Genomic DNA, 13591 nt, shown 5'->3' with positions numbered 1-13591 from the left:
TTAATTATCCTCATTAAATCCGTTTGAAGTCCCAATTACATTAATCATCGTATCGATGCACGCTTTGCTTGATGGGACTTTATAAAGCGCCCGTATGGAATCCACGATATATTGATTAAATTGCGGTTCGGTCAAGCTGTAGAATGGCAACCCACACACTTCGCCGAGGCTAAGCGGTGTATATTTTTCGTTTATGATGCTGAGCACCCCAGCAGGGTTATGAGGGATAGCTGCCCCAACGGCTTCACTCAGTGTTTCGGCTGAATCCGCCTCACTGCCGGGGGCCAGCAAGGCGGCAATATTAAGCCAGTCGCTTCCGCCCTTCGCTATCTCTCCAGTCACGTATTGCCATTCTTTTTCTTGCTCACCGTAAAGGCCAGAGATTACAACCTGTACGCCCTTCTGCTTAATCTGCTCTGCCAGTTGCTGCGCCGTAGGGTGGGCGGCGGCAATAGCTGATGTGGATAGCAGGCAAAGCGTTAATATCGCTCTCCTCATTATCTCACCACCAGAATAGTATCGCTGCTATTAACAATCTGTTGCCTGCGCGAAACGCCATCAATGATGATACAGCCCTGAGATGCCGTATGCGCCCCGGACTTTTTACCTCCATGGATACGAAAGCCATCGCGCCCGAATGTATTTGTACCCAAAACAGGCTGCAAAATAATGGTGACTTTCGTCACGGTATCGTGTGACCCGGCAATTCTGTAATGACCTTTAGGGATAGGCCCCGTGCTTTTTTCTCGCTCCATTGAGGGGTTATTTTCTCCAGAACCTACGCCACTGTATCCCTTTGCAAAAAACGCCCCGTTATGACTAAGCACGCCCGTGCTTTGATTGTATTCCCACGACATAAACACTCCTTTTTTTGTGGTTAAACAGCCTCAACGGTACGTTGCGCCACCGGAAAGATCTATAACCAAGGTCAAGTGTTGTCAGAACGGGCAAAAAGTAATTTACGCTGAAATGTACACAATTCGAGTAACAGCGAGACGCATCACTTATGCCGTAATTGGTGAATGGCTAATAGCGTCCGGTCAGAAACAGGTGTTCTGCTGCTGGCGGGTGGGGTATTAATCATTTTTTGGTGAGGTGTTTTAGACGTCGAGCCACGAACGGCAAGGCGTATAGCTATTTTAACACCCCGGCCAGAATGATTTATTTTGCGATAAAGTAGTCATTTTCTGCGCAGAAATGTTTTTAAACAGCATGGGAATGGTTAGATTTCGAGATTTTACTGTCATTTTAAACCCCGTTTAAATTGCCTTTGACAGCCCACCTTAATGAGCGCCAGTAAAAAGTGTGTACCTAAGCGTGTACTTAAAGAAAAACAAGAGTAATCCAAACCCGCACACAGAAAGGCACTGAGGCATCTACTACACATTCAGATCCAATCGAGTAATATCTCCCCAGCTTTCACATGTTGTCATAACATTAATAAAACCCGTAAATTACGGGTTTTATTTTCTCATCGAAATTCACGAAGTCAGAAAGGCCGCTGAAGCCGCTCAGCGCAGAATGGGGATTGCCCGGCCAGAGGGTGGCGCATTCAGGCAATATGGCGTTAAACAGGGAAAATGAGCTGCCGAAGAAAATAGCCCGCTGGTCGCAACGGGCTTTCACAATTGGATCCGTAGGAAAACAAATTAAGTCGCCACGGTCATCAACCTATTTAGATTTATTTTGATATTGTTTTGCCTCTTCCCATACGCCTTCAAGATTCCAGAGACATTTTGCCCCATTGGGATCATCCAGCAATGCGAGTCGGGTATCAGCATAATATACATCAGCTTCCTTGCCGGATTTCAACACCTTCATCACGCAAACAATATCAGTACCACCCACTTTGGAATTCTTCGTATGGTCAATCTCATGCAATACGGATAATACGTTTTTCGTATTGATAGGGAGCGCAGTCGCTAAAGCATCTTCAAGTTGATCAGCTTGCTCTTGATCAGCCTTTGGTGCCAGAGAGGGTACTACAGACAGCCAGTCTTTTTGCCCGGATGCTACTTTTTGGGCGATGTAATTCCAATCAGAAGCGGAAAGAGGTTCCCTGGTCGCTGATTCAGGCGTAACTGCTGCAAACACGACAGCAGGCATAATTAGCGTAACTGCAAGTAAGCTCCTCATCGGATGACTTCCAGCAACGCCCCGCGGTCCTTACTCACCATCAGGCGTGTATGTGGGTACATGATTATGCACCCTTCCGATGCGAAGCCCGGGACACCATGGACTTTTTCCCCATGCATTCGAAATGTGGTCATATCACGCTTGTAGGCATTACCGCTTACATGGTTCAGAGTGGCCCTTTGCTCGTTCCGGTCCTGCCAATTCTCCACGTTCCACGAGGAATAGGACCCATTCCTCTGACCTGTTCCCGATCGGGATTATTTTTGTTGGTTAAAATGCTGGAATACCCCTTCTCGATAAATTTGCCGTCTCTGAAAAGTTCGCCAGTGCTTTGCTTATATGTCCAGTGTGCCATAGTGATTTCCTTATGCAGTTTTGCGCTCTTTCCAGCTGTCGGTGTGCTGGATGTTGCCGTCAACATAGCTCCATGTAATTTTTTCGTAGCGCATGACAACGTGCTCAATATGTCCGTGTTTTTCGAAGTCCGTATCCTTCATATCAAACATGATGGGCATAATGTGTGCATATTTTCACGTTCTCCAGCGCGGCATTGAAATATTCATCTTCCATACCGTTATGGTTAATGCGGTAATACCTGAAGATGGCTTTTGTCAGTGTTCTGCCGGTTGTCAGTGCGTGGTAAAGCAGAGGCGATGAGCGGTCAATCTCCTTTTTGAATGTATATGCCTCATGCTGGCGCGTTGCGGTCGCTGCCCCCGTTAAATCGTCAATGGATATAAACACATCATGCTGCATGCCCACCAGCTTAATGCTGCCCTCACGCCCTTTAACGTCTACGCCACCCCTGACCAACTTATCTTCTTCATCGTAAAGCCACAGAGAAACGGGTGTCGCCATAACCTGAACTCCCTTTCCGGTGAATAAACCTTTTAAAGGTACACGTCAGTGGACTATCAGAATTGACCGGCATCAAGCGATGGCGATTATATGCACAGTGAGTGAGCAACAGAAAAACCCGACATCCTGTTGAGATAACCACAAGACTTAGCTACCAACACTCATTGAATAGCTCCACATCGAATAACTTCACAGTCAACGGCATTCTCGCTTTTGCATTCATAACCCGCCCTCTGGCGGGTTTTTTATTGTAGGCATCCCGGAGGTGTCAGGCTAGAATGCCCCCTGTTTTTTTATGGTTTTAATGAGGCTTACTATGCAAACCCTTCCTCCGTGCCCGAAGTGCCACTCTGAATATACCTGGCAGGATGGTGCGCTCTTGAATTGCCCTGAATGCGGTCACGTCTGGGCTGAAGGCGCTGATGCCACGGCAGATGATTCGCTGGTGGTGAAAGATGCCAACGGCAATCTGCTGACCGATGGCGACAGCGTCACCGTCATCAAAGACCTGAAAGTGAAAGGCAGCTCAACGCCGCTGAAAATTGGCACAAAGGTTAAGAGCATTCGCCTGGTTGAAGGTGATCACAATATCGACTGCAAAATTGACGGCTTTGGTCCAATGAAGCTGAAGTCTGAGTTTGTGAAAAAGAACTGATCGCCTTTTGCAGTTCCCCGGCCCGCCGCTAAAGCTGGCGGGCCGGTAACATCAATCGTAGGCTGCTGCCTCTTCGGCAGTAATCAACGCCATTTTTTCAAGCATAAGCGCAACAGAACGGGTTGAGCGCTCAAACTGCTTACTCAAAGCGGCAATGTCATCACCACGCTGAAAAAGTTCGCCCAAGCGGATTTTCTCCTCTTCGCTCCAGGGCAGATAAGCATTGGCCGGCTTACCTTCCGCGCGGTTTTTCTCACGGCGTTGTTCTGGCGTCAGCTTGACCTTTTCCTTTCGCTTTATCTCAGAAAACCGCTCGTGAGAGAACTCCTCCGCCAGTTCATAGAGCAGCCTGATTGCTGCCGGGGCATGAACTATCGACTCTGGCGGCAACAACTCACCGGTTTCAGGATGAAGCCCCCTTGCCAGTTGTTTAAAAACCTCTCCTGCCATCATTTTCCTTTCTCCTTTTTCATCGCCGGACGAAGAGAACTGACGTAAAGTGGTCACCGCACCTGCATGATGAATTTTACGCTTAAAGAACTCTTCTCACTAATCCATTCTCAGCCGAGATAATTTTTAAACAGTTATTATTCAGATAGTTGAAACAGAATACTGGCTGGCATCTTTTAAATCGGATTAAATAAACTAATTCTACAGGCGCACCTTAAAAAAATTCAATCGTCAACTTGCCGTTAATCCTTCAGGCTTGCCGCCGATTATTCTGGAGCTGGCTATGTTACTCACTGTTCTCTATATCATCGGTATTACGGCGGAAGCGATGACCGGCGCCCTGGCGGCGGGACGCCGTAAAATGGATATGTTTGGCGTCATCATTATCGCCTCAGTGACCGCTATCGGCGGCGGTTCGGTGCGCGATATGCTGCTGGGCCACTATCCGCTTGGCTGGGTTCAGCATCCCGAATACATCATGATTGTGGCCGCTGCCGCCGTGCTCACCACCCAGCTGGCCCACCTGATGCCGCACCTGCGTAAAGTTTTTCTGGTACTGGACGCCCTGGGTCTGGTGGTGTTCTCTATTATCGGGACCAAAGTGGCGCTGGATATGGGCCATGCGCCGCTTATTGCGGCTATCTGCGCCGTGATCACCGGCGTTTTTGGCGGCGTGCTGCGGGATATGTTCTGCAATCGCATCCCGCTGGTTTTCCAGAAAGAGCTGTATGCGGGTATCGCTTTCGCCTCTGGCTGGATATATATCCTGCTGTTAAAAACGCCGCTATCCCATGAGTTCGTCATCACCGCCACGCTGCTGTTTGGTTTTATCGCCCGCCTGCTGGCGCTGCGCTTTAAGCTGGGGTTGCCCATTTTCAACTACCCACATGCAGAGCATTAAGGGCAAATTTCTCTTTCCTGCAAGAAGGCGATTAAGGCCTCTATGTCAGGATGATGAAGAAATTTTACCAGCCGATCGGCACGCCGCATGCCCATATCTGGTAACTGCTGCCACTCTGCCAGGCTGCGTGAAAGCAGTTTTTGCCAGTTATCATCCTGAATTGTTTTAAGCGCCTTTTCAGGCAGAGGGAGACCCAACGCCCTGACCCAGCGCTTAAAAGGTTGCTGGCGGCTGAGTGAAAACTGGTGATAAAGCTGAGCGGCTCGCTGTGGAGTCATTCCCGCCACCTGAGCAAGCTGTTCCTGAGTCAGCGTCAGCCATGAGAAAAGGTGTGAAAGCTGGCCTGACAACATAAGCCGCAGCCAGCTGCTTCTGTTTACGCCGCTCATATTCAGTCCTGATTTGCCGCTTAGCCAGACAAGGCGTGCAAGAAACTGTTCACGGCACGCAGGCGTCCAGGCCAGACAGCTCAGCGGATGAAAAGCTGTAGTATCAGGGATGGCCGGTGTTGTTCGCTGTGCTACCCGCCAAATCACCTCATCCAGCCGGGGAATGCCCTGGCCCGCCAGGCTGATTGCCACCTGATCTCCGGCGACAATATCCGCCTTCTGCCAGCGGCTCAACGACCCGACGTTAACGCGGCTGACCTGCTTATCATCCAGCCTTACGGGAATAAGATTAAGCACAGCGCTTATTTTCCCCGTTCGTCCAATGGGGAATTCTACAGAACGGACTTCGGTGGTCACGGTAACGGGGGGATACTTCCAGGCGACAGACCAGGTATTATCCCCCGGTTGCCAGTACTCGCCTTTAATGGGATTACTGTGTATGACCACCCCATCTGTGACAAAAGGCAGCGGCTGGGTAAACCAACGCTCTCGCCAACCCTCTACCTCGTCCGCATTGTTAACCTGTTTACTCCATCTGGCCATAACGGGAAAGCCAGCCTTGCCAAGCCAGGCTAATCGCTGTGAGAAAGAGTGGGGTCCATCCGGCCAGGCCCAGATGAAAATGCCGAAATTTTTCAACGTTGCGGTGGCCTTAAGCTTGCGCATTGCACCGGCCACCACAGCGCGGGCGTTCATTCCTCCCTGATCCGCCTGCTGATGATCGTTCATCTTCAGATAAAGCTCTCCCTGCAGAGTAAGTGAACCGGACTCATCAGAAACCGACTGCGGAATCGCAGGGATTGAACGCGCTTTCTCCGTCCAGTCCTCGCCCTGCAGGCCATTGCCGCGGCTAATAACGCTGCGTAGCTTTCCCTGCTGGTAATGCAGCGTCACGGCTACACCGTCCACTTTAGGCTGCACCCAGAGATCGGTTTTGCCCGCCATCCAGCTTGCCAGGGCCTGTTTGCTCGCCATTTTTGCCACACCGACATGGGCAATGGGATGAAGCACTTTGCCGCTTTGCGCCAGTTCGGGCTGGCGAAGCGCGCTTTCAGGTCTGAAACAGCGCTGCCAGGCCTGGTACTTTTTTAACAAGGCGTCATAACGTTCGTCCGTAATTCGGCTCTCTCCCTGTGCGTAGTACGCCTTATCCCAGTTACTTAGCTGATTACCCAGCGCAGCCATCTCCAGCGCCGCTCTGGCGGGTGTCCAGACCGGGCAGGAAGCCTGCACGGCGAAACAATAAAAGATCAGTATGGCTCCGAAGATCCTCATTTCTACGCTCCTTATTCTGGTGCCAGGGAGAGTAGAAAGAAGTGCCAGAATTAGCGAGAGGCAACAATCAGAGGTGGAACAGAGAGTGAAAAATGAATTTGCCTACCATGAAACGATGCATAAGTACCGCGACCTGCTTTCCAAAATTTGAGAAATTAGCTCGCTTCCTGCCTGAAACACTGCAGAGAGAGCGCCAGCCGTGTATACTGTGCAGGAAGTAGACTCCGCTTTATTGGCATATCAAGATAATCATGGCTCAAGGCACACTTTTTATTGTTTCTGCTCCCAGCGGGGCGGGAAAATCCAGCTTGATTCACGCGTTGCTGAAAACGCAGCCGCTGTATGATACCCAGGTTTCCATTTCCCATACCACCAGGGGAATGCGCCCGGGCGAAAACCATGGCGAACATTACTTTTTCGTCTCTCATGACGAATTCCGCAGCATGATTAAGGAAGAGGCTTTTCTTGAGCACGCGGAAGTGTTTGGCAACTATTATGGAACCTCGCGTAAAGCGATCGAGCAGGTGCTGTCGACTGGCGTAGATGTCTTCCTGGATATTGACTGGCAGGGCGCACAACAGATTCGACAGAAAATGCCGCACGCGCGCAGCATTTTTGTGCTGCCGCCGTCGAAAGATGAACTGGATCGCCGCCTGCGTGGCCGTGGCCAGGACAGCGAAGAGGTGATTACCCGACGTATGGCTCAGGCCGTCGCCGAGATGAGCCACTTTGCAGAGTATGATTACCTGATTGTGAATGATGATTTTGACCTGGCGCTGTCAGATTTAAAAACCATCATTCGCGCTGAGCGTCTGCGTATGGGGCGTCAAAAATCCCGTCATGATGCATTAATCAGCAAACTATTGGCAGACTGAGGACAACTCAGTATGATGCCCAGTCATTTCGTCACCCGTGGAGTATCACACTTATGGCACGCGTAACCGTACAGGACGCAGTAGAAAAAATTGGTAACCGTTTTGACCTGGTGCTGGTCGCGGCTCGTCGCGCTCGTCAGATGCAGGTAGGCGGCAAAGATCCGCTGGTTCCGGAAGAGAACGACAAATCTACCGTGATCGCCCTGCGCGAAATCGAAGAAGGTTTGATCACCAACCAGATTCTGGACGTGCGTGATCGCCAGGAACAGCATGAGCAGGAAGCCGCTGAATTGCAGGCCGTTACCGCTATCGCTGAAGGTCGTCGTTAATCACCAGCCTGCAGGTTGCCCTTGTATCTGTTCGAAAGTCTCAATCAGCTGATTGAAAAATACTTGCCTGAGGAGCAAATCAAACGCCTCAAGCAAGCTTACCTTGTCGCACGTGATGCTCACGAGGGACAGACGCGCTCCAGCGGTGAGCCTTATATCACCCACCCGGTTGCCGTTGCCTGCATCCTGGCTGAAATGAAGCTCGACCATGAAACTCTCATGGCCGCGCTTTTGCACGACGTTATCGAAGATACCCCCGCCACCTACCAGGATATGGAACAGCTTTTTGGCCGGACCGTGGCTGAACTGGTAGAAGGGGTTTCTAAGCTCGATAAGCTGAAGTTCCGCGATAAAAAAGAAGCGCAGGCGGAAAACTTCCGCAAAATGATCATGGCGATGGTGCAGGATATCCGCGTCATTCTGATCAAACTGGCTGACCGCACGCACAACATGCGGACGCTGGGTGCACTTCGTCCGGACAAAAAGCGACGTATTGCGTTAGAAACGCTGGAAATTTACAGCCCTCTCGCCCACCGGCTCGGTATTCATCACCTGAAAACCGAACTGGAAGAGTTGGGGTTTGAAGCGCTCTACCCAAACCGCTACCGCGTGATCAAGGAAGTGGTCAAGGCGGCCCGCGGCAACCGTAAAGAGATGATCCAGAAAATTCTCTCTGAAATTGACGGTCGTCTGCAGGAAGCGGGCATCCCCTGCCGGGTCAGTGGTCGGGAAAAGCACCTCTATTCGATTTACTGCAAAATGCACCTGAAAGAGCAGCGTTTCCATTCCATCATGGATATCTACGCTTTCCGGGTGATTGTCAGTGATGTCGATACCTGTTATCGGGTTCTGGGGCAGATGCACAGCCTCTATAAACCCCGCCCGGGTCGGGTGAAAGACTATATCGCCATTCCCAAAGCTAACGGCTATCAATCCCTGCATACCTCAATGATCGGCCCGCACGGTGTGCCGGTTGAAGTGCAGATCCGTACCGAAGATATGGATCAGATGGCAGAGATGGGCGTGGCCGCACACTGGGCTTATAAAGAGCAGGGCGAAAGCGGTACGACCGCACAAATTCGCGCCCAGCGCTGGCTGCAGAGCCTGCTTGAGTTGCAGCAGAGTGCCGGTAGCTCCTTTGAATTTATCGAAAGCGTAAAATCCGATCTGTTCCCGGATGAGATTTACGTTTTTACCCCGGAAGGACGCATCGTCGAACTTCCTGCTGGCGCGACACCTGTCGACTTCGCCTATGCCGTGCACACCGATATCGGTCATGCCTGCGTAGGCGCACGCGTCGATCGCCAGCCTTATCCCCTTTCTCAGCCGCTGACCAGCGGGCAAACCGTGGAGATCATCACGGCACCTGGCGCGCGTCCGAATGCAGCCTGGCTTAACTTTGTGGTGAGTTCCAAAGCCCGTGCGAAGATTCGCCAGCTGCTGAAAAACCTCAAGCGCGACGACTCCGTCAGCCTTGGGCGCCGCCTGCTGAACCATGCGCTGGGGGGAAGCCGTAAGCTGGCCGAAATTCCGCCAGAGAACATTCAGCACGAGCTGGAAAGAATGAAGCTGGCCACGCTGGATGACCTGCTGGCTGAAATTGGCCTGGGCAATGCCATGAGCGTGGTGGTAGCGAAAAACCTGCAGCATAACGAACACTCTGCTGCGGCTTCGCAGACGCAGTCCACGCCTTCTCGCAGCAAGCTGCCAATCAAAGGTGCCGATGGCGTCCTGATTACCTTTGCCAAATGCTGCCGTCCGATCCCAGGCGACCCGATTGTCGCCCACGTCAGCCCTGGCAAAGGCCTGGTCGTACACCATGAATCCTGCCGTAATATTCGTGGCTATCAGAAAGAGCCAGAGAAATATATGGCCGTAGAGTGGGATACGGTTACCGAGCATGAGTTTGTGGCGGAAATTAAGGTGGATATGTTTAACCATCAGGGTGCGCTGGCGAACCTGACGGCGGCGATTAACACCGCCGGCTCCAATATTCAGAGCCTGAATACGGAAGAAAAAGATGGCCGCGTCTACAGCGCCTTTATCCGTCTGACGGCACGCGATCGCGTCCACCTGGCGAATATTATGCGTAAAATCCGCGTAATGCCGGACGTGATTAAAGTTCATCGTAACCGAAATTAATGCATGAATGCTCAACGCTATGCCCGCATCCTGGAGATGCTGGCCGCCCGCCAGCACGACCTGACCGTCTGTATGGAGCAGGTCCATAAGCCCCATAACGTTTCTGCCGTGATCCGCACGGCGGACGCGGTTGGCGTGCATGAAGTCCATGCTGTCTGGCCCGGCAGCCGCATGCGTACCATGGTCTCCTCCGCTGCGGGCAGTAACAGCTGGGTGCAGGTGAAAACTCACCGCACCATCGCTGAAGCCGTTGGCCACCTCAAAGGCCAGGGCATGCAGATCCTTGCCACACACCTTTCTGATAAAGCCGTCGATTTTCGCGAAGTTGATTACACCCGCCCTACCTGCATTCTGATGGGTCAGGAAAAGACAGGCATCACTCAGGAAGCGCTGGCTCTTGCCGATCGGGATATTATTATTCCGATGATCGGTATGGTGCAGTCGCTCAACGTTTCAGTTGCCTCCGCCCTGATCCTTTATGAAGCACAACGGCAACGGCAAAACGCCGGAATGTATCAACGCCAGCAGAGCACCCTGGAGTACCACGAACAGCAGCGTCTGCTGTTTGAGGGAGGTTATCCGGTGCTGGCAAGAGTGGCAAAGCACAAAGGCCTGCCCTATCCGGAAATTAATGATGTGGGTGAAGTAGTTGCCGATCCTGACTGGTGGGCAACCATGCAAGCTTCGGTACGCAAAAAATGACCGGCAGACTGCTGGATGCCGTCCCGCTAAACTCGCTTACCGGCGTTGGCGCCAGCCAGGCAGGTAAGCTGGCGAAGCTGGGGCTGGTCACCGTGCAGGATTTACTTCTTCATCTGCCGCTACGCTATGAAGACCGCACCCAGCTCTACGCCATTAACGATCTGCTTCCCGCCATTTATGCCACTGTAGAAGGTGAAGTGCTGCATAGCGACATCAGCTTTGGCCGGCGTCGTATGCTCACCTGCCAGATCAGCGATGGCACCGGCATCCTTACCCTGCGCTTCTTTAACTTCACTGCCGGTATGAAAAACAGCCTGGCGCCAGGCCGCCGCGTGACCGCTTATGGCGAGATCAAACGCGGCCAGCGCGGGGCCGAAATTATTCATCCGGAATATCGCGTACAGGGCGAAAGCGGCGGCGTAGAGCTGCAGGAGACGCTGACGCCGGTTTACTCCACCACCGAAGGTATTCGCCAGGCCACGCTGCGTAACCTCACCGATCAGGCGCTGGCGCTGCTGGATACCTGCGCCATTGCCGAGTTACTGCCCCCTGAACTGAGTCAGGGCATGATTACGCTGAAAGAGGCACTGCGCACGCTGCATCGCCCGCCGCCGGATATGGCGCTGGCCGATCTGGAGAGCGGCAAACATCCGGCACAGCGACGACTGATTATGGAAGAGCTGCTGGCGCATAACCTCAGCATGCTGGCCGTTCGCGCTGGCGCTCAGCGTTATCATGCTCTGCCAATGCCTGCCAGACATGCGCTGAGTGATAAACTGTTGGCTGCCCTGCCCTTCAAACCCACGGCTGCGCAGACGCGCGTGGTACGGGAAATTGAACAGGATCTGGCCCATGACTACCCGATGATGCGTCTGGTGCAGGGTGATGTCGGGTCAGGAAAAACGCTGGTGGCCGCGCTCACCGCATTGAACGTCATTGCGTATGGCAAACAGGTTGCCCTGATGGCCCCTACCGAGCTGCTGGCTGAGCAGCATGCCAACAACTTCCGCCAGTGGTTTGCGCCACTCGACATTGAAGTAGGTTGGCTGGCCGGTAAGCAGAAGGGGAAGGCGCGCCTGGCTCAACAGGAGGCGATTGCCAGCGGCCAGGTTTCAATGATCGTAGGAACCCACGCTATTTTCCAGGAACAGGTGCAGTTCAACGGTTTAGCGCTGGTGATTATCGATGAACAGCACCGGTTTGGCGTTCATCAGCGTCTGGCACTGTGGGAAAAGGGCGAAGAGCAGGGCTTCCATCCGCATCAGCTGATTATGACGGCAACGCCAATCCCAAGGACGCTGGCGATGACCGCCTATGCCGATCTTGATACGTCGACTATTGACGAGTTGCCGCCAGGCCGAACGCCGGTTACCACCGTAGCGATTCCAGATACCCGCAGGCCTGATATTATTGCCAGGGTGAAAAGCGCCTGCAGCGACGAAGGGCGCCAGGCTTACTGGGTCTGTACCCTGATTGAGGAGTCTGAGCAGCTGGAAGCGCAGGCGGCAGAAGCAACGTGGGAAGAGCTGAAGCTGGCACTGCCGGAGCTGCAGGTGGGCCTGGTGCATGGCCGGATGAAGCCTTCAGAGAAGCAGGCGGTAATGCAGGCGTTTAAGCAGGGCGATATTCATCTGCTGATTGCCACCACGGTGATTGAAGTCGGGGTAGATGTCCCTAATGCCAGCCTGATGATTATCGAGAATCCGGAACGGCTGGGTCTGGCGCAGCTGCACCAGCTTCGCGGACGCGTGGGCCGTGGTTCGGTGGCTTCTCACTGTGTGCTGTTGTATAAAGCGCCGCTGAGCAAAACGGCGCAAAAGCGGTTGCAGGTTTTGCGCGACAGCAACGACGGTTTCGTCATTGCGCAATGTGATTTGGAGATCCGCGGGCCGGGCGAACTGTTGGGCACCCGACAGACCGGTAATGCAGAGTTTAAAGTAGCCGACCTGCTGCGTGATGGCGCGATGATCCCGGAAGTGCAGCGGGTGGCGCGGCATATCCACCAGCATTACCCCAAACAGGCTAAGGCTTTGATCGAGCGCTGGCTACCAGAGACTCAGCGCTACACTAACGCCTGATAGCGCGTTATCTGGCGCTCCACGCATTTGCTCTTATCGCCGCGCAGAGCGGCAATTACAGCCGCTGCACCGCTTTATTTACTGACCGATATATCTCTTTATCTCACCAACAGCATCATTCACCGGCTGCTCGCCCGCTGTCAGCTCAAGAATGACCCGTTTTACTTCAGGCTGCTCCACCAGGCTGTGTAACACGGCAGCAACGTCCTCTCTTGGCACTGTGCCATAAGGAATAGCCAGCCCGATACGTACTTTACCGGTGCCTGGCTCGTTCACCAGCGTGCCCGGACGCAGAATAACCCACTCCAGCGCGGTAGCCGCCAACATCACATCGGCCTGCTTTTTCACCTGCATATAGTGCTCGAAGGTGGGCGAGATCTTTTTAGCGCGCCCCGCTTCCGGAAACGCAGAGACCAGCAGGAAGCGTTTGATGCCTGCCAGCCTGGCCGCTTCAGCGGCAAATTTGCAGCCCCGCCCATCAATGCCGTCGGTTAATTCGATGCCTGCTCCGGCAGCGCCTGCGGAGAACACTACTGTGTCGCAACCTCTCATCGCCTCTGCCAGCTTTTCGCTGCTGGTGGTCATCAGGTCAAGGTTAACGGGCGTTACGCCATCTGCCCTGAGTTCATCAGCCTGCGCGTCACGGCGACAGCTCCCCTTTACCTGATGCCCCGCCTGAACCAGACGCTTTCTTAAATGGCTACCCACGCCTCCGGTTGCACCAATAATAAATACCTGCATCTTACTCTCTCTCACTAAATATTCATCTGAGGGTATAGCTTAGTGAAAAGCTCACCGTTT

Annotated in this window: 14 protein-coding genes and 1 pseudogene; 7 read left to right on the top strand and 8 right to left on the bottom strand. The window is 53.0% G+C overall.

Going from position 1 to position 13591, the window contains the following annotated elements:
• The 5 genes and pseudogenes from SD961_RS18520 to tssD form a co-directional block, all read right to left on the bottom strand.
• The gene (locus SD961_RS18520; RefSeq protein WP_318791810.1) at positions 1-498 is read right to left on the bottom strand and encodes a hypothetical protein; all 498 of its coding nucleotides are present in this window, start codon (positions 496-498) and stop codon (positions 1-3) included.
• Positions 498-857 (bottom strand): tlde1 domain-containing protein, encoded by a 360-nt coding sequence (locus SD961_RS18515; protein ID WP_318791809.1) that lies wholly within the window; start codon positions 855-857, stop codon positions 498-500. Before SD961_RS18515 ends, SD961_RS18520 begins: the two co-directional genes overlap by 1 nt.
• A gap of 580 nt (positions 858-1437) precedes the next feature.
• The gene (locus SD961_RS18510; protein WP_318791808.1) at positions 1438-1626 is read right to left on the bottom strand and encodes a hypothetical protein; all 189 of its coding nucleotides are present in this window, start codon (positions 1624-1626) and stop codon (positions 1438-1440) included.
• 45 nt (positions 1627-1671) lie between these two features.
• Positions 1672-2136: a hypothetical protein gene (locus SD961_RS18505; protein ID WP_318791807.1), complete on the bottom strand. Its 465-nt coding sequence runs from the start codon at positions 2134-2136 to the stop codon at positions 1672-1674.
• A gap of 365 nt (positions 2137-2501) precedes the next feature.
• Positions 2502-2994: pseudogene (gene tssD / locus SD961_RS18500) on the bottom strand (type VI secretion system tube protein TssD).
• 316 nt (positions 2995-3310) lie between these two features.
• On the opposite strand from tssD, the gene SD961_RS18495 reads away from it, so the two are divergent.
• Positions 3311-3649 (top strand): zinc ribbon domain-containing protein YjdM, encoded by a 339-nt coding sequence (locus tag SD961_RS18495; RefSeq protein WP_318791806.1) that lies wholly within the window; start codon positions 3311-3313, stop codon positions 3647-3649.
• 51 nt (positions 3650-3700) lie between these two features.
• Here the strand turns inward: SD961_RS18495 and SD961_RS18490 are convergent, their stop codons facing one another.
• A complete protein-coding gene (locus SD961_RS18490) occupies positions 3701-4102 on the bottom strand; it encodes a hypothetical protein (protein ID WP_318791805.1) in 402 nt (133 codons plus the stop codon).
• A 280-nt stretch (positions 4103-4382) separates the two neighbouring features.
• On the opposite strand from SD961_RS18490, the gene SD961_RS18485 reads away from it, so the two are divergent.
• Positions 4383-5000 (top strand): trimeric intracellular cation channel family protein, encoded by a 618-nt coding sequence (locus SD961_RS18485; protein ID WP_318791804.1) that lies wholly within the window; start codon positions 4383-4385, stop codon positions 4998-5000.
• Here SD961_RS18485 and ligB read toward each other — a convergent pair.
• Positions 4997-6664 (bottom strand): NAD-dependent DNA ligase LigB, encoded by a 1668-nt coding sequence (ligB, locus tag SD961_RS18480; protein WP_318791803.1) that lies wholly within the window; start codon positions 6662-6664, stop codon positions 4997-4999. The two genes, SD961_RS18485 and ligB, sit on opposite strands and share 4 nt — an antisense overlap.
• A 251-nt stretch (positions 6665-6915) precedes the next feature.
• On the opposite strand from ligB, the gene gmk reads away from it, so the two are divergent.
• From gmk to recG, 5 genes are read left to right on the top strand one after another with little or no spacing between them, the layout of a single operon-like run.
• Positions 6916-7539 carry a guanylate kinase gene (gmk, locus tag SD961_RS18475; protein ID WP_318791802.1) on the top strand — a complete coding sequence of 208 codons (624 nt, stop codon included), beginning with the start codon at positions 6916-6918 and terminating at the stop codon, positions 7537-7539.
• Between the two features lie 53 nt (positions 7540-7592).
• Positions 7593-7868 carry a DNA-directed RNA polymerase subunit omega gene (rpoZ, locus tag SD961_RS18470; protein WP_004154766.1) on the top strand — a complete coding sequence of 92 codons (276 nt, stop codon included), beginning with the start codon at positions 7593-7595 and terminating at the stop codon, positions 7866-7868.
• Positions 7869-7889: 21 nt separating this feature from the next.
• Positions 7890-10010 carry a bifunctional GTP diphosphokinase/guanosine-3',5'-bis pyrophosphate 3'-pyrophosphohydrolase gene (gene spoT / locus SD961_RS18465; RefSeq protein WP_318791801.1) on the top strand — a complete coding sequence of 707 codons (2121 nt, stop codon included), beginning with the start codon at positions 7890-7892 and terminating at the stop codon, positions 10008-10010.
• A gap of 3 nt (positions 10011-10013) precedes the next feature.
• Positions 10014-10712, top strand: coding sequence for a tRNA (guanosine(18)-2'-O)-methyltransferase TrmH (gene trmH / locus SD961_RS18460; protein WP_318791800.1), 699 nt, complete (start codon positions 10014-10016; stop codon positions 10710-10712).
• On the top strand, positions 10709-12790 hold the full coding sequence (gene recG, locus SD961_RS18455; RefSeq protein WP_318791799.1) for an ATP-dependent DNA helicase RecG: 2082 nt from the start codon (positions 10709-10711) through the stop codon (positions 12788-12790). The genes trmH and recG overlap by 4 nt, the downstream gene beginning before the upstream one ends.
• A gap of 78 nt (positions 12791-12868) precedes the next feature.
• Here the strand turns inward: recG and SD961_RS18450 are convergent, their stop codons facing one another.
• Positions 12869-13531 carry an SDR family oxidoreductase gene (locus SD961_RS18450; RefSeq protein WP_318791798.1) on the bottom strand — a complete coding sequence of 221 codons (663 nt, stop codon included), beginning with the start codon at positions 13529-13531 and terminating at the stop codon, positions 12869-12871.
• Positions 13532-13591: the final 60 nt, after the last annotated feature.

Origin of the sequence: Erwinia sp. MMLR14_017, assembly GCF_033657285.1 — a bacterium.
GTDB lineage: Bacteria > Pseudomonadota > Gammaproteobacteria > Enterobacterales > Enterobacteriaceae > Erwinia.
This window is presented reverse-complemented; position numbering and strand designations above follow the sequence as displayed.

Excerpts from the sequence above, each read along its gene's own strand:
- SD961_RS18495 (WP_318791806.1), top strand. The coding sequence starts at position 3,311 with ATGCAAACCCTTCCTCCGTGCCCGAAGTGCCACTCTGAATATACCTGG.
- ligB (WP_318791803.1), bottom strand. The coding sequence starts at position 6,664 with ATGAGGATCTTCGGAGCCATACTGATCTTTTATTGTTTCGCCGTGCAG.
- rpoZ (WP_004154766.1), top strand. The coding sequence starts at position 7,593 with ATGGCACGCGTAACCGTACAGGACGCAGTAGAAAAAATTGGTAACCGT.
- SD961_RS18485 (WP_318791804.1), top strand. The coding sequence starts at position 4,383 with ATGTTACTCACTGTTCTCTATATCATCGGTATTACGGCGGAAGCGATG.
- trmH (WP_318791800.1), top strand. The coding sequence starts at position 10,014 with ATGAATGCTCAACGCTATGCCCGCATCCTGGAGATGCTGGCCGCCCGC.
- SD961_RS18450 (WP_318791798.1), bottom strand. The coding sequence starts at position 13,531 with ATGCAGGTATTTATTATTGGTGCAACCGGAGGCGTGGGTAGCCATTTA.
- gmk (WP_318791802.1), top strand. The coding sequence starts at position 6,916 with ATGGCTCAAGGCACACTTTTTATTGTTTCTGCTCCCAGCGGGGCGGGA.
- SD961_RS18490 (WP_318791805.1), bottom strand. The coding sequence starts at position 4,102 with ATGATGGCAGGAGAGGTTTTTAAACAACTGGCAAGGGGGCTTCATCCT.
- SD961_RS18515 (WP_318791809.1), bottom strand. The coding sequence starts at position 857 with ATGTCGTGGGAATACAATCAAAGCACGGGCGTGCTTAGTCATAACGGG.
- SD961_RS18505 (WP_318791807.1), bottom strand. The coding sequence starts at position 2,136 with ATGAGGAGCTTACTTGCAGTTACGCTAATTATGCCTGCTGTCGTGTTT.
- SD961_RS18520 (WP_318791810.1), bottom strand. The coding sequence starts at position 498 with ATGAGGAGAGCGATATTAACGCTTTGCCTGCTATCCACATCAGCTATT.
- recG (WP_318791799.1), top strand. The coding sequence starts at position 10,709 with ATGACCGGCAGACTGCTGGATGCCGTCCCGCTAAACTCGCTTACCGGC.